Origin of the sequence: Nonomuraea sp. MTCD27 (assembly GCF_041950495.1) — a bacterium.
Lineage (GTDB): Bacteria > Actinomycetota > Actinomycetes > Streptosporangiales > Streptosporangiaceae > Nonomuraea.
In genome coordinates this window covers 384,870-405,562 of record NZ_JBGNUW010000004.1, presented here as the reverse complement: position 1 = coordinate 405,562, position 20,693 = coordinate 384,870, and the positions used below count along the sequence as shown (strand labels likewise).

The following is a 20,693-nucleotide window of genomic DNA, read 5'->3' as shown; positions in this document are numbered from 1 at the left end:
ATCGTCGATCATGAGCCCCCGACGCGCTCATAATAAGCGGGAAGTGGCTGACCCGCCACATGCTTCACATAATCAAGCCCCAGCAGCTTCCAGCGCCTCCAGGCGCTGCCGCAGGACGCCCGCCTCCGGTGCGCTCAGACGTTCGAAGATCGTGAGTGCTTGACGCCACGGTCGTGCCGCGACCCTCCTCCCGTGCATGCACAGAAGGGCTTCGCCCAGTCCCAAAAGTGAGCTGGCCTCGAGAAACGGGTCGCCAAGCTGACGAGCGAGGGCCAGCGCCTGCTCGCATGTTTCCCGAGCGGAGGCGAACTGGCCACTGAGTCGCTGACTGTCTCCGATCCTCAGGAGCGCGCGTGAGGATTCGTACGGATCTCTTATGTCCCGTGCAATAGCCAGCGCTTTCTGGAAATGGATCAGCGCCTCGGCATTGAGGTCCATGCCCAGATATGTCGATCCGATATTGCTGAGCGTGTCGGCCTCATGGCGCCGGTCGCCGGTCTCCTGGTATATCGACAGTGCCTCGCGGTAGAAGTGCAGAGCCTCGTCGCGACGCGCCTCGCGCTCCAGGCAATTGGCAATGTTATTGAGTGCCACAGCCTCGTTCTGACGCCAGCCTGCCTCTCGCAGAATGACGAGCGCCTCCCTGAAGAGCCCGAGCGCGCTTCGATAATCGCCATGGCTGAAATGCAGCTCGCCCAGGTTGTTCAGAATCATTGCCTTTGTGGCGACATCGCCTGTCTCGCTCACGATCTCGAGTGAGTTCTCGAAGGCAGCCATCGCCTCCTCGGCACGTCCAAGGTACGACAAGGCGATTCCCCAATGCAGCAGCGCATTGCCTTCGCCATGCCGGTCCCCGATCGCGCGAAACAAGGTGAGTGCCTTCTCCGCGTAGCCCAGGGCCTCCCGGTTGCGGCCGGAGAGCCAGGACACGCGGGCGAGGTGATCCAGCGTGTCCGCCTCTCCGCGGCGGTCGCCCATTGCTCGAAAGGTGTCGAGGCCTCTGCCGGCGTGCTCGAAGGCTGCGTCGTAATGACTCATGCGGCTACGTACCAGACTGAGTTCGAGATCCACGCGCGCCTCACCCTCGCGATCACCTGTTTCCTGGCAGGTGCGACGGGCCAGTTCGTGAACGCGGGCGGCGTCCTCCCAGTGCGCCGAGCGTTCCAGATAGGTCGCGACGGCATGCGAAAGCTGGATCGCGTGCGTGGGATGGCCGTTCTCGGCGGCGTAGTGAATGCACATCAGTAAGTTGGACCGCTCGGCACGCAACCATTCGGCGGCTGAGCGCGGCCTGCCGATGAGCGTCAGATCGGGTCTGTGGGCGACGGTCACATCGGCGCGGCGCCTGTACGGATAGAGAGCACGGTCGGCCTGGTCAGCGGCGTACAGGTAAAAGTCGAGCAGCCGGTGGACGGCTCGCTCCAGTTCCTTCGGAGTCTCCTCCTCAGTGGCACGTTCCCGGGCGTATGCCCGCAGGAGATCGTGAAAGCGCACCCGGCCGGAATCCGGCTCTTCCACGAGATGACGATCGATCAGCTCTTCCAGGGCATGTTCCGCCCGAGCGGGATCGCATCCGATCAGGGCGGCGGCTGCGCCGACCGAGAGGTCGGCTCCAACGTGCAGCCCGAGACGACGAAAGGCCTCCCGCCGTTCGGACGACAATTCCCTGTACGACAGTTCGAACGCGGTGAGGAGGTCGCTGTCCCCCGCATACATCTCGGCCAGCCGGTCTTTGGACCGCGACAGCTTCACCACCAGGTCACCGACGCCTCGAGCCGGCCGGTGGCGAAGCCTGTTCGCCATGATCGTGACCGCGAGCGGCAGATGACCGCAAAGGCGGACTAGCTGGTTGACGTCGCCGGCATCGAGCCGTCGATCCTGACCGACGATCCGGCGGAAGAGCAGTGCTGCCTCAAGCGGCATGAGCGCGTCCAGCGACAGCGGCCTTGCCCCCTCCAATCCGGCGAGCCGCCGTCGGCTCGTGATCAGCACGAGGCAACCGGCTCCGCCCGGCAGAAACGGTCTCACTTGGTCGGCACCCGCTGCATCGTCGAGCACGATCAACATCCGGCGGTTGGCGAGCCGCGCGCGCCACAGTGCGGCACGCGGCTCCAACGCCTCGGGGATCCGCTGTGGATCCTCTCCCAGAAGCCGTAACAGGGCCTCGAGGCCTTGGGCGGGATCAATCGGCGGTTGATGGGGATCGTGGGCGCGAAGATGGAGATACCACCGTCCGTCCGGATAGCGGTCCGCGAGCTCATGAGCCACGTGGACAGCGAGCGCCGTCTTACCGACGCCGGCCATTCCGTCAATGGCTCTGATCATCACTGTTGCAGCGGAACGCTCCAGTTCCTCGTACAGTTGGCTCAGCTCCGTCTCTCGCCCGGTGAAGTCAGGAATGTCGCGGGGCAGGTTGTCGGCGAGAGGTCCCGCGTGGCCCCGGGGACGTTTGGGCGACGCGGCCAGGTCGGTGTCGCCGCGCAGTATGCGCTCGTACGTTCGGCGGAGAGAGGGCCCCGGCTCGGCACCGAGGTCTTCGACGAGGCGATGACTTGCCCGGTGATAGGCCTCCAGTGCCTCGCCCTGACGCCCGCAGCGATAAAGGGCGACCATCAAGTGTTCGACGAACGACTCGTCGTAGGGATATTGGTGAATGAGACCATACAGCTCGCCGACCAGGTCGGCATGGTGGCCCGTGTCGAGTTCCATGGCGAGCCGCAAACCGACCGCGGCGCGATGCTCGCTCTCCAGGCTCGTCCGCAGCTTGGTCACCCATTCTCCGGACAAGCCGGAAAGTGGATCGCCGCGCCAGAGTTTCTCCGCCGCCCGGAGTAGCCGCAGCGCATCTTCCTGATCCCCACTGTCCGAGATGGCTCGTGCTTGTGCGGTCAGGCGGCGAAATCGATGCAGATCGGTCGTTTGCGGGTCGATTTCCAGCACGTAAGCGCCTGAACGAGAGCTCAGCCGTACCGCGGTGTCGCCGGATCGCCGGTTCAAACGACCGCGTAAGCGTGCGATATAGCTATGGATACTCTCGCGCGCCTTCGACGGCGGTGTGTCGTCCCAGACCCGGTTGATCAAAGTTTCGATGGACACGGGCTGTCCAGGAGTCAGAAGCAGCACGGCGAGCACGTGCCGTTCCTTGGCCGAGCCGAGCTCACATGCCTCTCCGTCGGCCCAGGCCTCCACGGAGCCGAGTATTCGGAACTCCATGAATGTCCTTCCAGAGATCAGAGGGCCCTCGCCGCCAGTTTCTCGCAGAGCTGGTTAACGGTCCATATGTCATCCGTTACCTGACTTCTCCGCTTCACGGTTGTTGCAAGGTTCTGTCCAGGGATCTGAGGGATTCTCGGATTGTGCCGTTGAACGGGGATTACGGCCAGGCGAATGCGGCGATGCGAACCGCACACAGCTGACAGGGGGTCGACAGTCCGATGTCGTGTTCAGAGGATTACCGCGTGCCAGTCGGGCCGGATGCGCCGCGCTGGGTGACACGTCGCAGCCGGAAAACCGTGTTGGCAGTCGTCCACACGGTCACCTCGGGGCAACGCTTGCTGGACGTCGCCCGCCTTCTCGCCGCCGACCTCCGGGTCCAGGTGGTCTTCACGATCGCGCCCGACGTTTTCAGTAATGGCGTGACCGAATTGCTCCGGCGTATCGGCGTCGTCGTCCTGCCGTGGCACCTGGCCGTCCGCGAGCAATTCGACCTCGCCATCTGCGCCGCCTACGGGGGGATCGAGAGCGTCCGCGCACCGCTCGTGGTGATCCCCCACGGGGCCGGTTACAACAAGCTGGTCAGCCGCCGGCTGGGCGGCGGAGCAGTCGCGGCCCGAGGCTTGTACGGACTCAGTGCTCAGGAACTCGTCCGGGACGGCACAGTGATCCCGTCAGCTATCGTGCTGGCCCACAACGCCGAACGTCAGCGGCTGGCGAGAAGCTGCCCAGAGGCTGTCGGGGTTGCCGCAATCATCGGGGACGCCTCCCATGATCGGTTGATCGCCAGCTCCCATGAGCGACACGCCTATCGACGTGCCCTCGGAGTCACGGACGAGCATGAACTCGTGGTGGTGACCTCCACCTGGGGATCCAACTCGCTCTTCGGCAGACACGCAGGATTGCTCCGGCGGATGCTCACCGAGCTTCCCCGCGACCGATACCGCATCGCCGCCCTTCTCCACCCGAACATCTGGTTCGGTCACGGCATCTGGCAGGTCCGCAGCTGGCTGGCCGACTGTCTGCGGGACGAACTGGCGTTGGTACCGCCCGAGGCGGATTGGCGAGGTGTCCTCGTCGCCGCCGATCACGTGGTGGGTGATCATGGTTCAGCCGCGGTGTACGGCACTGTCTGCGGTGCCCCGGTCTCACTGGTGGGCGATGCGGTGGGCGACGTGGATCCGGAGTCCGCCAGCGGACTGCTGGCGTCGTCGGCACCCCGGTTGCGACTCGATCAGCCCTTGCCGGCCCAGCTGCGCTGGGCGGCCGCGCATCACCATCCGGGACGGCATGCCGCGGTCGTGGAACGGCTCACCTCGGCTCCAGGCCGCTTCGACCGGAACATGCGGCGGCTGATGTACCGGCTGATGCGGCTGCCGCAGCCGCTCATCCTGCCGCGAGCCGATCCAGTCCCCCCACCGTTTCTGCTCAGTTCGCCCGACCATACGGCCTGCGAGGAGAGAAGATGAGCAGCTCGATAGTCGTAGCGGGTGTCACCAGCCTGTACATGGCCATGCCCGTGATGGACTTTCCGCTGCCCTACGTACGGGAGCAGTTTCCCGAGTGGATGAGGGCCGAGGTGTCCGGAGCGGCGTGCCATATCGCCAGCACCCTCCATTCCCTCGGCGACGAAGCCCGCCTCTGCACTCTCGTAGGGCAGGATCCGGCGGGAGAGGCGATCGGCACGGCGCTCCGTGCCCGAGGGTTGTGGGGTCCGGGGGTAGTGACGGCGCCACGATCCTCCCTCGGCGTTGTGCTGGTAGCCCCGGATGGGCAGTGTTCGGGCCACCCGTATGTCGCAGCCGTCAACGCCCTGGAATATCCCACTGAGATGTTCCGTCGCCTAGCCCGTGGCGCCGACCTCGCCGTGCTCACCAACACCTCGTTCGTCCGGCCCCTGCTGGGAAGCGCGCGCGAAGAAGGTGTGCCGATCGCGGTCGACGTCCATCTGATCACGGACGTGGACGACGCGTACAACCGGCCTTGGCTGGAGGTCGCCGACATCATCTTCTGCAGCCACGAGCGGCTGCCCTGCTCTCCAAAACAGTGGGTGGCGCAGATCTTCCGTCGTTACCCCGGCTGCACGGTCGCGGCCGTTGGCCTCGGCGAGCGGGGGTGCGTCATGGGGCTGCCCGACGGGGCCCTGGTCGAGGTCTCGGCCGTCGCGCCACGCGGCGTCGTGAGTACCGCAGGGGCAGGAGACGCCCTCTTCGCGTCGTTCCTGCACAGCTGGCTCGCCACGCGAAATCCCGTGTCGGCGCTCCAGGACGCGGTGCTTCACGCCGGTTGGAAGATAGGCAGCACCTTCCCCAGCGCGGCCTCGTTGACGGCCACGGAGGTGGCTCGGCTGCGGAAAAGCCACTCTGTCGTCACGCTTCTCAATCGCTGGGACACCGGCACTTAGGAGGGGCGTCATGGCCGCGAGCCATCCGACAACCCGCCGCCGAGGGCATCGGCGAGTTGGACATCGTCGGGGTCGCGGCGGCCATCACCAACGCGATCTACCACGCCACCGGCACGCGCGTCAGGACCCTCCCCGTCGCGCCGGGCAAGTTGCTCCTATAGGCACCGTCACAGGTATCGCGTTAATGGCGGAACCGACCCCTCCTACGATTGCCAAAGGACTGAGTGGCGCCGATGGGAGTCCGGAGGATGCACGGTCCCGGCAGGCTCGAAACTGAGATCATGGATCGCCTGTGGTTGCGTGGGCACCCCGCAGCAGTCCGTTAGGTGTTCGAGACCTGCGGCAGGGGAGGACCATCGCCTACACCACGGTCATGACCGTGATGGACAACCTCCACAAGAAGGGTTTGCTGCACCGCCAGCTGCCGGCGTTCGCCGTCGCCGTGCCCACCTCCGTGGTGGGTCACGTCGCAGCACACCGAAGCCCTGTCGCTCCTCGGCAAACACGACCTCGACCTCGACGCGCTCGTGTGGATCACGACGAGCGGCCGGCGTGCTGCCTGCCCGGCCGGAACGGGCACGCGGTCATCACCACCGGCGCGCTGCGCTCGCTCGCCGGCCGCCCGTCGCTGCCGTTCCTTCCGGGTTACTACGATGGTTGATAGTAGGTAGTTGTAGACTTGCGGCATGACGTTCGCGGGACAGCGGCTGCGCATGGGTGCCGTCGGGGTGGCGTTGGGCATCGCGCTGACAGGCTGCGGCCAGTCGGCGCAGGAGCCGGGCGGAACGACCGATGCGGATGTGGGCATGGGACACGTGCACGGGCTCGGCATCGACCCGGCCGATGGAGCCCTCTACGTCGCGGGCCACCATGGCCTGTTCAAGGTCGCCTCCCCCACGACGGTCACCCGGGTCGCCGACCGCGATCAGGACCACATGGGCTTCACCATCATGGGACCCAAGACGTTCCTGGCCAGCGGGCACCCCTCAGCGGAGGACGTCTCACCGGAACGACCGCCGCACCTCGGCCTCATCAAGTCGACGGATTCCGGGCTCACCTGGAAGACGGTCTCGGAAGACGGTTCGGCCGACTTTCACTCCATCCAACCCGCCGGCGACAACCTGTACGCCTACGACAGCCAGACCTCGAAGGTCTGGCGAAGCATCGACGGCGGCGGCACCTGGACCCAGGGCACCGTGGAGAAGGTGATCGACCTCGGGGCGAGTGCCGAGGAGTCGTCCCGCATCTACGCCACGACACCCGACGGGCTGAAGGTCAGCGAGGACGGCGGGCTGAACTACAACGACCTCACCAAGGCCCCCTTGCTCAGTCACATTGACGTCCTGCCAGGCGAAATCCTCGTGGGCGCGGCAGCCGATGGCCAAGTCCACATCAGCCGGGACTCCGGCAAGACCTGGTCGATCGCCGGAAAGGTGCCCGGCCAGGCGGCCGCGTTCACCGCCGTGGACCGAGAGCGCCTGCTGGCGGCCATGGAGGACGGCACGGTGCTGGAATCCAAGGACGGCGGCAAGACCTTCGCCACAGCCTTCTCACCCACCTGATGAGAACGTCGGCGACCGGGCCGATCCCCTCATGCGCGTACCAGCCTGGCGATGGCGTCGCCGGCCTCCTTGACCTTCGCCGCGGCCTCCGGGCCGCCCTCTCGGGTGGCTTCGGCGACGCAGTGGGCCAGCTGCTCCTCCAGCAGGGCCAGGGAGAACGACTTCAGCGCGCTGGTCGCCGCGGACACCTGCGTCAGGATGTCGATGCAGTAGGTGTCCTCCTCGACCATGCGTTGCAGGCCACGGATCTGCCCCTCGACGCGGCGCAGCCGTGTGAGGTGGCCTTTCTTGCTCTGGATGTGCCCGGCCATGCCTCGCCCTGCATCGGCCCACCGCCACCCCTCCGCCGTATGTGCGCCCGGCACGATTCCGCAGCCGGCCGAAGCCACGGGGCCGGACTCGATTCAGGCCCCGGACAACTCGCGTCCCGAACTGCGGCAACCCAGCAATGAAGGATGGCTCCACGCCGTTCGGCGTGGAGCCATCCCTGTGTGGTGCTAGTTGAAGCGGCGTAGCCGCAGGCTGTTGCTGACCACGAAGACGCTGGAGAACGCCATCGCCGCGCCCGCGATCATCGGGTTGAGCAGGCCCATCGCGGCCAGCGGCAGGGCGGCCACGTTGTAGGCGAACGCCCAGAACAGGTTGCCCTTGATCGTGGCGAGCGTGCGGCGGGACAGCCGGATGGCATCGGCGGCCACCCGCAGGTCACCGCGGACCAGGGTCAGATCGCTCGCCTCGATCGCGGCGTCGGTGCCGGTGCCCATGGCCAGCCCCAGATCGGCCTGGGCCAGCGCGGCGGCGTCGTTGACCCCGTCGCCCACCATGGCCACCACCTTGCCCTCGCCCTGCAGCCGCTTGACCACCTCCACCTTGTCGGCGGGCAGCACCTCGGCGATGACCTCGTCGATGCCCACCTCGGCCGCGACGGTCCTGGCCACCGCCTCGTTGTCACCGGTCAGCAGCACCGGCGACAGACCGAGCGCACGCAACTGCGCGATGGCCTCCTTGCTGGTCGGCTTGACCGCATCGGCCACCACCAGCACCGCCCGCGCCCGGCCGTCCCAGCCGACCGCGACCGCGGTACGGCCGGCCGCCTGAGCCTGGTGCAGTTCCCGCTCCAGATCCGCCGGCAGGTGCTGCGACCACTCCGCCAGCAGCCGGGGACGGCCGACCAGCACGGCGTGGCCGTCCACGATGCCCTGCACGCCGAGGCCCTCGACGTTGGCGAAGTCCTCCACGACGGCATCGGATGCGGCCGCGCGGGCGATGGCCTGGCCGATCGGGTGCTCCGAGGCGTGCTCCAGCGCCCCCGCCAGGCGCAGCACCTCTTCCCGGCTCTCCCCCTCGGCCACGTGCACGGCCGCCAGCGCCATCCGGCCCTCGGTGACCGTGCCGGTCTTGTCCAGCACCACCGTGTCGATCCGGCGGGTGGACTCCAGCACCTCAGGACCCTTGATCAGAATGCCGAGCTGAGCGCCACGCCCGGTGCCGACCAGCAACGCGGTCGGGGTGGCCAGACCCAGCGCGCACGGGCAGGCGATGATCAACACCGCCACCGCCGCGTTGAACGCCGCGCCCACCCCGTCACCGGTACCGAGCCAGAATCCCAGTGTGCCCAGGGCCAGCGCGATCACGATCGGCACGAAAATCCCGGAGATGCGGTCGGCCAGCCGCTGCGCCTGCGCCTTGCCGGTCTGCGCCTCCTCCACCAGCTTGGCCATCTGGGCGAGCTGGGTGTCGGCGCCGACCCGGGTCGCCCGGACGATCAGCCGGCCGCCCGCGTTCACGGTCGCGCCGGTGACCGCGTCGCCCGCGCCCACCTCGACCGGCACGGACTCGCCGGTGAGCATCGAGGCGTCCACCGCCGAGGAGCCCTCCTCGACCACACCGTCCGTGGCGATCTTCTCCCCCGGCCGGACCACGAACCGGTCCCCCGCCTTGAGCTGATCGACGGGCACCCGCCGGCCGTCGGCCAGCTCCACGTCCTTGGCGCCCAGCTCCAGCAGCGCCCGCAGCGCGGCACCGGCACGCCGCTTGGAGCGCGCCTCGAAGTATCGTCCGGCCAGGATGAACGCCGTCACCGCCGCGGCCGTCTCCAGGTAGATGTTGCCGGAGCCATCGCTGCGCTCGATGGTGAACGCGAACGGGTGCGTCATGCCCGGCGTGCCGGCCGTACCGAAGAACAACGCCCACAACGACCAGCCCAGCGCGGCCAGCGTACCGACCGAGATCAGCGTGTCCATCGTCGCGGCGCCGTGCCGCAGATTCGTCCAGGCGGCCTTGTGGAACGGCCAGCCCGCGTACGCCACCACCGGGGCGGCCAGCGTCAGCGACAACCACTGCCAGTTGGTGAACTGCAACGCCGGAATCATCGCCATCGCGACCACCGGCACCGACAGCACCACCGAGGTGATCAGACGCTGGCGCAGCGGCCGGAGCTCGTCCTCCGGCTCCCGCTCGACGGTATCGGTCTCGGTCTTGGGCGGGGCGGGCAGCGCGGCCGTGTAGCCGGCCTTCTCGACCTCGGCGATCAGCTGCTGCGGGTCGACGCCTTCGGCGAAGGTGACCTTCGCCTTCTCGGTGGCGTAGTTGACCGTCGCGCTCACCCCGTCCAGCTTGTTCAGCTTGCGCTCGATGCGGTTGGCGCACGAGGCGCAGGTCATGCCGCCGATCGAGAGCTCGACCGCGTTCTGCCGGTCATCGGTGACCTGGGACATCACCCTTCTCCTTCCTCTCGCTCAGTGGCCGTGGCCGTCATCGGCGTGCCCATCGGATGTGGGCGTGGGGGTGGGTGTGGCCTCGGGGATGGCCGGTCGCTCGCCCGCGCCCAGAGTGAAGTCCGCGGTACGGACCTTCCCCTCGTGCTGGAAGTCGAGGAACAGCCGGTAGTCGCCGGTGCTCGGCACCTCGGCGTAGAAGACGATCTCGGGGCCCGCCACGGTCTTGCCGTCGCCGGGCTCCCCGTCCGGGTGCACGTGCAGGTAGGCCAGATCCCGGGCGCGCAGGGCCACCAGGTGGCCGTAGGCGCCGAGGTAGGGCTGCAGGTCGGTGACCGGCTTGCCGTCCCTGCTCACCTTCAGGGTGAGCTTGCTGGACTGCCCCGGCGTCAGCTCGCCGTCCAGGCTGACGGTGTATCCGTCGACCTTCGCGGTGCGGCTCTGCTTGGGCAGCGCCTCCGGCCGGTAGTCGCCGGTCGCGACCAGGTCGGCGCCCAGCGTGAGGGCGCTGCCGCCGGTGGGCGCGAAGTCGGCGAAGACCCGGTACGCGCCCGCGCTGGGCAAGGTCAGCTTGACCGACCAGACGCCGTCGGGCGCCATCTCCGGGTGCACGTGCCGGAACGTCCCAAGGTCGCGGGAGGCGACGATGAGGTGCAACTTCTTGTCGTGCTCAACCTGGTAGTCGGTGACGGCTTTGTTGTCGGGGCCGGTCACCGAGAAGCGGAAGTCGGTGGGCTCGCCGGGCTTGAGCGTCGTGGTGAGTGGATTGAGGGTGTAGCCGTTCTCGGACACTTGGAGCCCCCCGGGGGTATCGTTCTCCGCCGGCTGGGCACCGTGCTCATCGCCGTGCGCCGGGCTCGCGACCGGGGCCGCCATCGCGGCGTGGTCCTCGGCCGGGGGCGACCCGACCGGCCCCACCACCTTGCCCACGCCCAGCGCGCCGCCGAACACCACGGCCAGCCCCAAAACGTAAGAACCAAGCTTGGTCGCGGCGTTCACTGCTTCGCCACCTCGTAACCGGCCTCCTCCACCGCGGCGACAATCTTCGCCGGGTCAACCGGGCCGTCGCTGTCCACGGTCAGCAACCCGCTCGCCAGATCCACCTCGACATGGGTGACACCGGCCACGTCTCCGACCTCTTCCCTGACCGAACTGACGCAGTGGCCGCAGGTCATGCCCTTGACGGTGTAGGTGACGGTGGTGCTCATGGCGATCTCTCCTTCACTCAAGAACGGACAAGTCTGGCGATGGCGTCGGAGGCTTCCTTGACCTTGGCGTCGGCCTCCGGGCCGCCCTTCTGGGTGGCCTCGGCAACGCAGTGGGCCAGGTGCTGCTCCAGCAACGACAGGGAGAACGACTTCAGCGCGCTGGTCGCCGCCGACACCTGCGTCAGGATGTCGATGCAGTACTTGTCGTCCTCGACCATCCGCTGCAACCCGCGGACCTGCCCCTCGATCCGGCGCAACCGCATCGCGTGGTCCTGCTTGGTGCCGCTGTATCCGGCCATGTCCACCCCTCTCCCCTGTCGATCGCTCAGAACAACACCATACCCCCCTACCGTATTCCCTGCAACGGAAGGCAGTGCCCTGCTGCCGACGTCGCGAGCCCGGTTCGATCTGGGGCCGGTCCCGCTGGTCCTGATCGTGGCCGTCCACTCGATCTTGTCATCGGTCAGACAGCCGATCTTCGGCGCGTTGGCGGAGGATCGCAGCCTGCGCCTCGTCGGGGCGGCGGGCGTGCTGCTGGCCTCGTTGTTCCTCAGCCTGCTCAGCGTCGCGCCCCCTGGTGGCGGGAGGTTCGACCGCGCCGGATCGGGCCCTCGACGTGGTGCGGTTCACGGCTGACGAGGATGATCGGGTTCGCCCTCGGGGCCGTGCTGGTTCTCGCCATCGTCTCGGCCTCCAGCATCGACGCCACCCCGTGGCCGATGACACCGGGCATCGTGCTCGCCGCCCTGGCGTTCGTGCTGCTGCCCGACTGGGAGCCGCATGAACGCAGGCCGCGTTCTGCTGTACGGAATGGATCGGCCGGGAGCGGGCCGGCAAGGTTTCGGGCTGATCCGGCTGTCACAGATCCCCGTGCCGCCTTGTCGTTATCGAGGAAAGCCCACACAACCGCACCACGTGAGGTTCCCATCATGAGTAGCGAAAACTCCAATGCGACTCCGCCGCCGACGGTGGAGATCCTCGCATCGGTCCCGAACACGCCGATCCCTGACAATGCCGTGGCGACGACCGTCCTGATCACTCTGCCGCCCGGCAGCCCGGGCAACCCGCCGCACCGCCACACCGGCCCCGGGTTCGGATACGTGGTCAAAGGCGAGATGATCTTCGAGCTGGAGGGCGAACCGGAGCGCGTCATCAAGGCCGGAGAGACGTTCTGGGAGCCGGGCGGCGACGTCATCCACTACCAGGGCGGCAACAACCTCCCGGACGCCGAGACCGTATACCTCGCCACGCTGCTCGGTGTGCCCGGGCAGCCGGTGGTCATACCGGTGAGCGCGGAAGAGCTCGAGGCGCGTCGGGACCGCCGGGCACCTCGCCCGTGACGACCGGCGGGGGGAGGCCGGCCGCGTACCGGCCTTCCCCCGCCAGGCCCAAGCGGAACGCCCCGGCTGTCACCCGCCGACCACGGGGCTTCCCTCAAGATCGGATTACCGTGGTCGTCGAGCGCCCGCCCGGCGCACGACCGTGGCAGCCATGGCACTCCGGCCAGGTGAGCACACGTCTTCGCTGACCTGTCAGCCTGGCGAGTCCTGACCCAAGGCCCGCATGCACGTCACACGCGACCAGGATTCTGCGCGACACCGACGCCACGACGTTCGACGTCTTTGAGCGGCCCGCCGTCCGTGAGGCAGAGGCGTTCATCCGCTATCAGCCGTAGTACGTCGCGTGGATGGCGCAAGTTGCCCGGAACTGGGGGATGACCTCCTCGCTTTCTGTACTATTTCGCCCCAGGTTCGGATACTTACGAGGAGGCATCGTAGTGGCCGTGTGGACGAGGCTCGGGCGAGCAGCGGTAGCCGCAGCGTTAGCCTTGATCGCACTGGCCGCGACCCCCGGCGACGCTTTCGCCGATCCGTCACCGGCCAAGGTCCGGGCCAAACTGGTGAAGCTGAACGAACAGGCCGATCAGCTCGTTGAGCGGTACAACCAGGCGAACGAGGCGTACAAGACGGCCAAGAAGAAGTACGAGACCCTCAACACCGAGCTCAGCCGCAAGGACGCCCAAGCGAAGGTTCTCCGCGAAGAACTCACCGCGATAGCGATCAACGGCTACCAGAACGGCCCGCTCACGGGCTGGCAGGGGTTCGCCTTCCAGGGCGACCCGGGAACGGCCTTGAGCAGCATGGCCGCTCTCGAGCAGTTGGCACAGGACAGGGCGGCCAAGATACGTGCCTACGAGGCGACCACGAAGGAGTTGCGGGATCGACGTGCCGAGGCCGAACAAGTCCTGTCGGAGACCGACGACGCACGCGACAGGGTGCGCGGTGAGAAGGCGAAGGTGGACAAGCTGGTCGACGAACAGACCAAGCTCCTGCGACGGCTGGGCACCTTCCAGGCGGGCGACCCCAACAGCCCTGGCATCCAATACACCGGCCCGGCCTCAGGCAACGCCCGCCTCGCGCTCCAGTTCGCCTTCGGGCAGGTCGGCAAACCGTACCGATACGGCGGCACCGGGCCCGGCTCCTATGACTGCTCCGGCCTCACCCAGGCCGCCTGGCGCACCGGCGGGGTCGAATTGCCCCGGACGACCTGGACCCAATGGGCCTGGGGTGCCGGCCGACGCGTGCCCCTGAACGCGCTGCAGCCTGGAGACCTGCTCTTCAGCAAGGGACTGGGACACATGGGCATGTACGCCGGCAACGGGAAGATGGTGCACGCTCCTCAGACCGGAGACATCATCAAGGTGGTCGACCTCGACGACTACTGGCGCAACCGCCTGCTCGGCGCTGTTCGTCCCTGAGCGGACCGCCGATGTCCCTGGCATGTGGTGCCCGACAGGCCGCCAGTGCCGGCGAGTGGTAGAAATACACCACACTGGCCAGCGCGCCGGAGGGAGACTGCATGCGAATCCTGGACGTGCGTCGCAGCGAGGGCGTCTTTGCCCTGCTCGTCCCAGCCGCACATCCGGACGCGAAGACCGTCAGTGTGGACATCTCCCGTGATGCGACAAGACGATCAGGGTATCGGCCGCATCCACGGGCTGGGTGTCGATCCGGGGGACGGGGTCCTCTGCCCGGCAGGCCATTACGGCCTGTCCAAGGCCACCTGATCGGTGGCCACCCCGACGACCCGCAGGCCACCGACCCGCGCCTGGGCCTCATCCACGGCAGCGACGCCGAACGCACGCGGGCGACCGTGTCCGAGAGCGGCGCCGAGCTGGACCGTAGCTACGCGACCATCCTGCGCGGGCCGCGGGTGAGCACGGACGTCTTCCGCCCGGCAGCCCCATGAGCGCTCCCCGGCCCAACCCCCGTCGTAGGTCCGGCGGCTTCATGAGCGTCCTGCGCTCGCCGCTCGTGCTCATCCTGGCCACCGTCGTCATCATCGCGGCGCTCGCCTACGTCGTGCCCGCCATCGCGCTCGCCGGGAAGGTCCCTCCCGGCACCCGGGTGAACGACATCGATATCGGCGGGCTGCCATCCGAATCCGCTCGCGCCCGCCTCGAAGAGGGCCTGAGCGGGCGGTTGACGCAGCCGATGACGCTGATCGCGGCGAACAAGCGGAAACAGCTCACGCCCGCAGAGCTGGGGCTGGGCTTCGACACGCAGGCGACGGTCGCGGCCGCGATGGAGGGCGCCACCACGCCGGTGGGCATCGCCCGCTCCCTCTTCGGCACCCGGCAGATCCGTCCCGTGGTCACCGTGGACGACAAGCGGCTCGCCGCCGGACTCGCCGGCCTGGCCAAGTCCGTGGACAAGAAGCCGGTGGAGGGCGGCATCCGTTACCAGGGGCTGGAACCGCGAGCCACACTGCCGAAGCCTGGCCGGACGCTGGATCGCGACGGGTCGGCGCAGGCCGTACGGGCCGCCTTCGTGGCCGGCCTCACCTCCGCCGAACTGGACGTTCAGGTGACGCCACCCGCCCTTACCGCCGCCGAGGTCCGTCGCGTCGCCGCGAGCACCGCGCGCACGGCGGTCGCGGCTCCTGTCACGGTCGCCAGCGGCGGCAAGGAAGCCACCGTGTCGAGAGAGCAGCTGGCCGCCGGCCTCCGCTTCGTCTCCGACGGCAAGGGCGGCCTGCGGCCCTCCTTCAACGCCTCCGACGTCACCCCGGCCCTGGCCAAGGCCCTGGTGAGCACTCCGCCGAAGGACGCCTCCTTCAAGATCGTCAATGGCCGGCCACTGGTCATCCCCTCACGAGCGGGCCGTGGCGCCGAGGTCGAGGCGCTCGGTCCGGCGATCAACGAGGCCGTGACGGCAGACGACCGGCGCGTCGAGCTGCCCGCGGTGGCGCGGCAACCGCGGGTGACCACCGCCGAGGCGAAGAAGCTGGGCGTCAAGCAGAAGGTCAGCTCGTACACCACCCAGCACCCCTGCTGCGCCCCGCGCGTGACCAACATCCACCGCATCGCCGATATCGTGGACGGCTACGTGGTACAGCCCGGGGAGACGTTCTCGCTCAACGGCGTGGTCGGCCGGCGGGACAGGGCGCGTGGGTTCGTCGAGGCGCCGATGATCCTCAACAACCGGTTCGTCAACGACGTCGGTGGCGGCGTCTCACAGTTCGCCACCACCATGTTCAACGCCGTCTTCTTCGGCGGCTTCGAAGACGTCCAGCATCGTGCCCACCAGTTCTACATCTCCCGCTACCCGGCCGGTCGCGAGTCCACGGTCTCGTATCCGCAACCGGACTTCCGCTGGCGCAACGACTCGAAGTACGGGGTGCTCATCAAGACGTCGTACACCGGCACCTCCATCACCGTGGATTTCTGGAGCACCAAGCGCTACGAGATCGAATCGCAGAGTTCCGGGCGCTACAACGTCAAGCCCGTCACGGAGCTCACCGACTCCGATCCTGAGTGCATCCCCATGGAGGGCGCGGAGGGGTTCGCCATCGACGTGTGGCGCATCTTCAAGAAGGACGGGAAAGTCCTCCGCAAGCAGCGCTTCCACACCGTGTACGACGTCGAGCCCCGCCTTACCTGCACGAAGTCCTAGGTCGACGATCGCGGACAGTTGAGCTGCACGGCAGGTGAGATGGCCGCATCGGTGTGGGTCGGCCGGGAGGACGGACCGGGAAGGAGTTCCCGGGAGCGCCGGTGTCTGTAACTCGCTGCGTGCTGTTCGCTCTATTCGGTGGCCGGTGTCTCCCCCCGAGCGTCGCGAGGCGGTTGGCCCGTCCCGTCATGCGCGGCTTTGAGGGCCTGGAGCTCGCGATGCAGTGCCTGGATCGCGACCAGAGCGACGCCGTTGGCGTCGATGCAGCTGATGGCCGTGTCGGTGCCGCCCAGCCCGAACGCGGCCCACCAGTCCTGGGCCATCGGGCCCAGATGACGTACGTGCTCGTCATCCCAGCTGTAGCGCCAGGTACTGATGGGCAGCGCGACGACCTTGGCCAGGACCTCGTCGCCGTCGAGAGGACGGTCGCCGTCGGCCGGCGCGGGAGTGGGCCGCGATGGTGGGCTCAACGCCATGCCACCGGCGTGATCGCCGTCTTCAGGTTCCGGTCGGACGCCCGCATCTTCGTGCCTTCCGCCGAATCGTGCCGGCGGTCGAGGTGGACGACCTGCCCGGAGGTGCTGCCGAGCCAGACTCCCGGCTCGCCGAGCTGGGCGGAGTAGGTGACACTGCTGCCGTTGGCGCCGGTGACGGTGACGTCGGCGCGGCTCAGATGCCAGTCGTCGTCGGGGACGTCGGGCGGCGGGGTGAAGCGCACGTAGACGGGGTGGTCGATCAGGTCGCCGAGGGTGCGCCGGGGGCGGCGCGGGTCGTTCCAGTCGGGCTTGACGACGTTGCCGCCCTCGCCGAGGACATAGGTGTCCGCGGAGTCTCTCTGCTGGTCGGTGACGTCTGATCGGGCCAGGCCGAACTCGCGCCCCGCGATGCCGAGGCTGATGGACGCGCGGTCGTTGGAGACGCCGCCCTGCGTGCCGTCGTCGGGATCGTCGCCGCCGGTGGCCAGGTAGACGGAGATGCTGGTGATGAGTTCGTCGCTGTGCCGGGGGTCGGATGACATGATGCAGTTCCTCCCATGTCACTTATCGTGGTTGATTGACTACTAATTGTTATTCCACGTGGTTGACATGGGGCACATGTCCTCAAGGTGCTCTTGCCCTTGCCTTCAGGAGAGAGTCACTTGGGCAGGGCGACGCCTACCGGCACCTCGGGACGACCGCCGGCGGGTTCTCTAACCGTCGATGATGCGATCGAGCCAGTCGCCCAGCAGTTGGCCCTCGGAGGGGCTGAGGACCTTCAGGTCCGGGAGGGCGGCCCTGAGGGCGATGGCGCCGGACACGACGTCGTCCCCGGTACGGGAAGATCCGGTCGGGGCGGGTTCGGTGATCGCGTGGATGACCGACTCGCGGACGATCCGGGCGGCGTCCATGTCGCGTTCGGCCTCCGGTGTCGCGATCAAGGCGAGCGTGGTGCCGCGGCCCGCCGCGTGGATCACGCGCGCCGCCCGTTGCTCCGGGACGCGGAGCCGACCGGCCAGGGCGACACGGTGCACCAGCCCGGCGAGGACCTCCGCGGCCTGCTTCGCCCCGTCGGGCTCGGCACCCGGTCGTGGGCTCCCGTAGATCAGCGAGTACAGAGCGGGCTCGGCGAGGCCGAACCAGATGTGCAGATCCCAACCGCGCCGCAGGTCCTCCACGGGGTCGCCGCTGGGTGTGATGCCGCGTTTCTCGGCGAGGTACGACATGAGCCCTCGTCCGGCGACGGCATCCAGAAGGCCCTGCTTGTCACCGAACAGCCGGTACAGGATCGGCGCCTGCACGCCGGCGGCCTTACAGACGGCCCTGGTCGAGACGGCGTCCCTTCCCGCACGCGCCAGCAGGTCCGCCGCAACGTCGAGGATCGCCTCCCGCTTGTCCATGCTCGCCGTCATGTATCGATGATAACAGATGTTCGTCACCATGGATAACATTTCTGATAACGCCATCTTGTTATCGATGTATTATCGATGCTAACTTTAAATTGTTAGCGCTTGTAGCGAGGAGGGTGTTCATGAGTACCGGATCACGGGTCGCCATCGTCACCGGTGGGTCGCGGGGGATCGGCCGCGCCGTCGCCGCCAGGCTCGCCGCGGCAGGCCAGGACGTCGCCGTCGTCTACGCGTCCCATGCCAAGGAGGCGGACGCCGCCGTCGGCGAGATCGAGGCGGCCGGCACCCGCGGGATCGCGCTGCGGGCCGACGTGGCCGACGAGGATGCGGTCGCCGCCGCCTTCGACGCCGTGGAGCAGCACCTCGGCCCTGTCGACGTCGTGGTCAACGCAGCGGGTGTGATGGCGCTGCAGCCGACCCGCGAGCTGGACCTGGCCGAGCTGGACCGGCAGTTGCGCGTCAACGTACGGGGCACGTTCGTCATGGCGAGGAGGGCCGCGCGGCGGATCCGCCCCGGCGGCGCCATCGTCGCCGTCTCCACCAGCGTCACCCGCCTGCACCTCCCGACCTACGGCGCGTATGCCGCGACCAAGGGGGCGGTGGAGGCCCTCGTCCCGATCCTCGCCAAGGAGCTCGGCGACCGCGACGTCACGGTCAACGCGGTGGCGCCGGGCCCCACAGCCACGGAGCTGTTCTTCGACGGCAAGTCGCAGCAGGTCATCGACCGGATCGCCGCGCTGAGCCCGATGAACCGGCTCGGCACCCCGCAGGACGTCGCAGAGGTCGTCGCCTTCCTGGCCGGCCCCGGCCGGTGGGTCAACGGCCAGATCGTGTTCGCCAATGGCGGCGCCGCCTGACCCCGCGCTCGGCCATAGAGAAGGGGATCCCCCATCGGACGGTTCGCCACGTAGCGGCCCGGGTGGGGACTGCGTGCCGTCCCCCCGCCCGGCGCGCCCGACCGACATGAAGGAAAGATCCGCCATGCTTCTCATCCCACGTACCGGCGGCCGCCTCAGCGCCGTCGCCGCTCTCCTCTGCGCCCTGGTTCCGCTGTCCGCGTGTACGAATCCGGAACCCCGCGCGTCACAGAACAGCACAGCGCGGGATACGCGCGGCCTGGTCCCCGGCGAGGTCACCGAGATCGCCCGCGGCCTGACCATGCCCTGGGGCCTGACGTTCCTCCCGGACGGCTCCGCCCTGGTGTCCGAGCGGTCGTCGGCACGGATCCTGCACGTCAGGCAGGGCCGCGATCCCGCGCCGATCGGCACGGTTCCCGGCGTCGAGGTGAGCGCCGAGGGCGGTCTCCTCGGGCTGGCAGCCTCACCGTCTTTCGACAGCGACCGCACCGTCTACGCCTATGTGTCGGCCTCGCCCACCAACCGCGTCGTGGCGCTGCGCCTCACCCCCGACCTGCGCTCCCTGCGCCAGGACCGGGTGGTCCTGGACGGCATCGCGACCGCCGACCGCCATCACGGCGGGCGCCTGCGCTTCGGGCCGGACGGCAACCTCTGGATCGGCACCGGCGACGCCTTCTCGCCCGAGAACGCGGCCGACGACGAGTCGCTGAACGGCAAGATCCTGCGGATCCGCCCCGACGGATCCGTACCGCCGGACAACCCCTCGGGGACCGCCGTCTACTCCAGCGGCCATCGCAACGTGCAGGGCATCGCGTTCGGCCCCGACGGCACCGCCTACGCGTCCGAACTCGGTCACCGCGCCTGGGACGAGCTGAACGTCCTGCGCCCGGGACGCGACTACGGATGGCCCGAGTCCGAGGGCCGGAACGGCTCGCACGGCGAACGGCCGCTCTTCACCATCCATCCCGACGACGCCTCGCCGTCCGGCATCGCCATCGCGGGCGGAGCCGTCTGGATGGGCGCGCTCGGGGGGCAGCGGCTCTGGCGCCTGCCCGTCGACGGCCCGCGGGCGGACGGCGACCCCGTCGCCTACTTCGCCCAGCGCTACGGACGGATCCGCACGGTGGAGCCGGCACCCGACGGCTCTCTGTGGATCACGACCTCCAACACCGACGGAGCGACGTGGGGCGGCACCGCCGCCCGGCCGGGCGACGATCGGATCCTCCGCGTCGAGCTCGTCCGGCCCACCTCCTGATCCGTCCTCATCACCGGAGCCGCCACCCGCATCGGCGACCTCACCGCCCGGGCCCGGCACACCGCGACGCCAGGCACGGGGTAGGGGCCGGCCAACCTGCGAAAATAACTCTATGAATTGAGTCAACTACGTTGTGTAATGGAGGCGTCGCAGAGCGAGACCTACAACATCGGAGGTTCCCCCATGCCACGCATCCCCGCCAAGATCATCGCTGCACTCGTATCGGTCGCCATGCTCAGCCTCTCCGCCGCCACCCCCGCCCATGCGGCCGGGCCGGCCTACTTCGAGTTCACCGACACCAACGGCTACCCGCGGTTCGTCTTCCAGCTCACCGATCAAGCCAAGATCGCGCACGCGCGCCGGATCCTCAGTGGCGAGGAAACGCAGCGCATCCACGTCCACGGCCGGATCCTCAAGAGGACCGTCGCGTACAATCCCCGGTGGAGCTACCACCTGCAGCCTGAGACGATCGACTTCTTCGAGATGGCCATCGAGGTCTGCGACTCCAGCATGCAATACCTTGAGGACCATCTGGACGAGGCCGGCGGCGCGTTCCTGCCCGGGGGGCACTGGTGCCCGTGGAGCTCCCGGCTGGTCCGTGAGGTTCCCGTCTCCTAGAGCCTGCTGACGCCACGAC

The 20,693-nt window shown here is 68.3% G+C and carries 20 protein-coding genes; 11 read left to right on the top strand and 9 right to left on the bottom strand.

All coding sequences use genetic code 11. The features are described 5' to 3' along the window. Window positions 1-72: 72 nt before the first annotated feature. Window positions 73-3,213 (bottom strand): BTAD domain-containing putative transcriptional regulator, encoded by a 3,141-nt coding sequence (locus ACBJ59_RS14130; RefSeq protein ID WP_375110610.1) that lies wholly within the window; start codon window positions 3,211-3,213, stop codon window positions 73-75. 245 nt (window positions 3,214-3,458) lie between these two features. On the opposite strand from ACBJ59_RS14130, the gene ACBJ59_RS14125 reads away from it, so the two are divergent. The 4 genes from ACBJ59_RS14125 to ACBJ59_RS14110 all read left to right on the top strand — a co-directional run bounded on the left by ACBJ59_RS14125 (window position 3,459) and on the right by ACBJ59_RS14110 (window position 7,179). Then, complete coding sequence (locus ACBJ59_RS14125; protein ID WP_375110608.1) at window positions 3,459-4,682, top strand: hypothetical protein; 1,224 nt, start codon at window positions 3,459-3,461, stop codon at window positions 4,680-4,682. Beyond that, a complete protein-coding gene (locus tag ACBJ59_RS14120) occupies window positions 4,679-5,617 on the top strand; it encodes a carbohydrate kinase family protein (protein WP_375110607.1) in 939 nt (312 codons plus the stop codon). The genes ACBJ59_RS14125 and ACBJ59_RS14120 overlap by 4 nt, the downstream gene beginning before the upstream one ends. Window positions 5,618-5,990: 373 nt before the next feature. After that, window positions 5,991-6,278: a hypothetical protein gene (locus ACBJ59_RS14115; RefSeq protein ID WP_375110605.1), complete on the top strand. Its 288-nt coding sequence runs from the start codon at window positions 5,991-5,993 to the stop codon at window positions 6,276-6,278. Between the two features lie 25 nt (window positions 6,279-6,303). Further along, window positions 6,304-7,179: a F510_1955 family glycosylhydrolase gene (locus ACBJ59_RS14110; protein ID WP_375110604.1), complete on the top strand. Its 876-nt coding sequence runs from the start codon at window positions 6,304-6,306 to the stop codon at window positions 7,177-7,179. Between the two features lie 29 nt (window positions 7,180-7,208). On the opposite strand, the gene ACBJ59_RS14105 is transcribed toward ACBJ59_RS14110, so the two are convergent. The 5 genes from ACBJ59_RS14105 to ACBJ59_RS14085 form a co-directional block, all read right to left on the bottom strand. Next, complete coding sequence (locus ACBJ59_RS14105) at window positions 7,209-7,490, bottom strand: metal-sensitive transcriptional regulator (RefSeq protein ID WP_375110603.1); 282 nt, start codon at window positions 7,488-7,490, stop codon at window positions 7,209-7,211. A gap of 186 nt (window positions 7,491-7,676) precedes the next feature. Beyond that, the gene (locus ACBJ59_RS14100; RefSeq protein ID WP_375110602.1) at window positions 7,677-9,896 is read right to left on the bottom strand and encodes a heavy metal translocating P-type ATPase; all 2,220 of its coding nucleotides are present in this window, start codon (window positions 9,894-9,896) and stop codon (window positions 7,677-7,679) included. A 21-nt stretch (window positions 9,897-9,917) separates the two neighbouring features. After that, on the bottom strand, window positions 9,918-10,895 hold the full coding sequence (locus ACBJ59_RS14095) for a hypothetical protein (protein ID WP_375110600.1): 978 nt from the start codon (window positions 10,893-10,895) through the stop codon (window positions 9,918-9,920). Beyond that, window positions 10,892-11,104 (bottom strand): heavy-metal-associated domain-containing protein, encoded by a 213-nt coding sequence (locus ACBJ59_RS14090; protein ID WP_375110599.1) that lies wholly within the window; start codon window positions 11,102-11,104, stop codon window positions 10,892-10,894. The genes ACBJ59_RS14095 and ACBJ59_RS14090 overlap by 4 nt, the downstream gene beginning before the upstream one ends. A gap of 17 nt (window positions 11,105-11,121) precedes the next feature. After that, window positions 11,122-11,403, bottom strand: a complete 282-nt coding sequence (locus ACBJ59_RS14085; RefSeq protein WP_375110598.1) for a metal-sensitive transcriptional regulator — start codon at window positions 11,401-11,403, stop codon at window positions 11,122-11,124. A gap of 187 nt (window positions 11,404-11,590) precedes the next feature. Between ACBJ59_RS14085 and ACBJ59_RS14080 the strand changes: the two genes are divergently transcribed. From ACBJ59_RS14080 to ACBJ59_RS14065, 4 genes are all read left to right on the top strand, one after another. Beyond that, a complete protein-coding gene (locus ACBJ59_RS14080) occupies window positions 11,591-11,740 on the top strand; it encodes a hypothetical protein (protein ID WP_375110597.1) in 150 nt (49 codons plus the stop codon). 5 nt (window positions 11,741-11,745) lie between these two features. Continuing rightward, a complete protein-coding gene (locus ACBJ59_RS14075; protein WP_375110596.1) occupies window positions 11,746-12,444 on the top strand; it encodes a cupin domain-containing protein in 699 nt (232 codons plus the stop codon). A gap of 437 nt (window positions 12,445-12,881) precedes the next feature. Next, complete coding sequence (locus tag ACBJ59_RS14070) at window positions 12,882-13,862, top strand: NlpC/P60 family protein (RefSeq protein WP_375110595.1); 981 nt, start codon at window positions 12,882-12,884, stop codon at window positions 13,860-13,862. A gap of 532 nt (window positions 13,863-14,394) precedes the next feature. Then, a complete protein-coding gene (locus ACBJ59_RS14065) occupies window positions 14,395-16,059 on the top strand; it encodes a VanW family protein (protein ID WP_375110594.1) in 1,665 nt (554 codons plus the stop codon). A 131-nt stretch (window positions 16,060-16,190) separates the two neighbouring features. Here ACBJ59_RS14065 and ACBJ59_RS14060 read toward each other — a convergent pair whose 3' ends face one another. From ACBJ59_RS14060 to ACBJ59_RS14050, 3 genes are all read right to left on the bottom strand, one after another. Then, window positions 16,191-16,529: a tail fiber domain-containing protein gene (locus tag ACBJ59_RS14060; protein WP_375110593.1), complete on the bottom strand. Its 339-nt coding sequence runs from the start codon at window positions 16,527-16,529 to the stop codon at window positions 16,191-16,193. Further along, window positions 16,526-17,077, bottom strand: a complete 552-nt coding sequence (locus ACBJ59_RS14055) for a hypothetical protein (RefSeq protein ID WP_375110592.1) — start codon at window positions 17,075-17,077, stop codon at window positions 16,526-16,528. Before ACBJ59_RS14055 ends, ACBJ59_RS14060 begins: the two co-directional genes overlap by 4 nt. Window positions 17,078-17,248: 171 nt before the next feature. Then, window positions 17,249-17,947, bottom strand: a complete 699-nt coding sequence (locus ACBJ59_RS14050) for a TetR/AcrR family transcriptional regulator (RefSeq protein ID WP_375110591.1) — start codon at window positions 17,945-17,947, stop codon at window positions 17,249-17,251. 119 nt (window positions 17,948-18,066) lie between these two features. Between ACBJ59_RS14050 and ACBJ59_RS14045 the strand changes: the two genes are divergently transcribed. From ACBJ59_RS14045 to ACBJ59_RS14035, 3 genes are all read left to right on the top strand, one after another. Then, a complete protein-coding gene (locus tag ACBJ59_RS14045) occupies window positions 18,067-18,801 on the top strand; it encodes an SDR family oxidoreductase (protein ID WP_375110590.1) in 735 nt (244 codons plus the stop codon). Window positions 18,802-18,925: 124 nt separating this feature from the next. Continuing rightward, window positions 18,926-20,056, top strand: coding sequence for a PQQ-dependent sugar dehydrogenase (locus ACBJ59_RS14040; RefSeq protein WP_375110589.1), 1,131 nt, complete (start codon window positions 18,926-18,928; stop codon window positions 20,054-20,056). A gap of 183 nt (window positions 20,057-20,239) precedes the next feature. Beyond that, window positions 20,240-20,674 carry a calmodulin-binding protein gene (locus ACBJ59_RS14035; protein WP_375110588.1) on the top strand — a complete coding sequence of 145 codons (435 nt, stop codon included), beginning with the start codon at window positions 20,240-20,242 and terminating at the stop codon, window positions 20,672-20,674. The last annotated feature ends 19 nt before the right edge of the window (window positions 20,675-20,693 follow it).

Coding starts and splice junctions, on each gene's coding strand:
- ACBJ59_RS14130 (WP_375110610.1), bottom strand. CDS start 3,213: ATGGAGTTCCGAATACTCGGCTCCGTGGAGGCCTGGGCCGACGGAGAG.
- ACBJ59_RS14120 (WP_375110607.1), top strand. CDS start 4,679: ATGAGCAGCTCGATAGTCGTAGCGGGTGTCACCAGCCTGTACATGGCC.
- ACBJ59_RS14115 (WP_375110605.1), top strand. CDS start 5,991: ATGACCGTGATGGACAACCTCCACAAGAAGGGTTTGCTGCACCGCCAG.
- ACBJ59_RS14110 (WP_375110604.1), top strand. CDS start 6,304: ATGACGTTCGCGGGACAGCGGCTGCGCATGGGTGCCGTCGGGGTGGCG.
- ACBJ59_RS14105 (WP_375110603.1), bottom strand. CDS start 7,490: ATGGCCGGGCACATCCAGAGCAAGAAAGGCCACCTCACACGGCTGCGC.
- ACBJ59_RS14100 (WP_375110602.1), bottom strand. CDS start 9,896: ATGTCCCAGGTCACCGATGACCGGCAGAACGCGGTCGAGCTCTCGATC.
- ACBJ59_RS14090 (WP_375110599.1), bottom strand. CDS start 11,104: ATGAGCACCACCGTCACCTACACCGTCAAGGGCATGACCTGCGGCCAC.
- ACBJ59_RS14085 (WP_375110598.1), bottom strand. CDS start 11,403: ATGGCCGGATACAGCGGCACCAAGCAGGACCACGCGATGCGGTTGCGC.
- ACBJ59_RS14075 (WP_375110596.1), top strand. CDS start 11,746: ATGATCGGGTTCGCCCTCGGGGCCGTGCTGGTTCTCGCCATCGTCTCG.
- ACBJ59_RS14065 (WP_375110594.1), top strand. CDS start 14,395: ATGAGCGTCCTGCGCTCGCCGCTCGTGCTCATCCTGGCCACCGTCGTC.
- ACBJ59_RS14055 (WP_375110592.1), bottom strand. CDS start 17,077: ATGTCATCCGACCCCCGGCACAGCGACGAACTCATCACCAGCATCTCC.
- ACBJ59_RS14050 (WP_375110591.1), bottom strand. CDS start 17,947: ATGACGGCGAGCATGGACAAGCGGGAGGCGATCCTCGACGTTGCGGCG.
- ACBJ59_RS14045 (WP_375110590.1), top strand. CDS start 18,067: ATGAGTACCGGATCACGGGTCGCCATCGTCACCGGTGGGTCGCGGGGG.
- ACBJ59_RS14040 (WP_375110589.1), top strand. CDS start 18,926: ATGCTTCTCATCCCACGTACCGGCGGCCGCCTCAGCGCCGTCGCCGCT.
- ACBJ59_RS14035 (WP_375110588.1), top strand. CDS start 20,240: ATGCCACGCATCCCCGCCAAGATCATCGCTGCACTCGTATCGGTCGCC.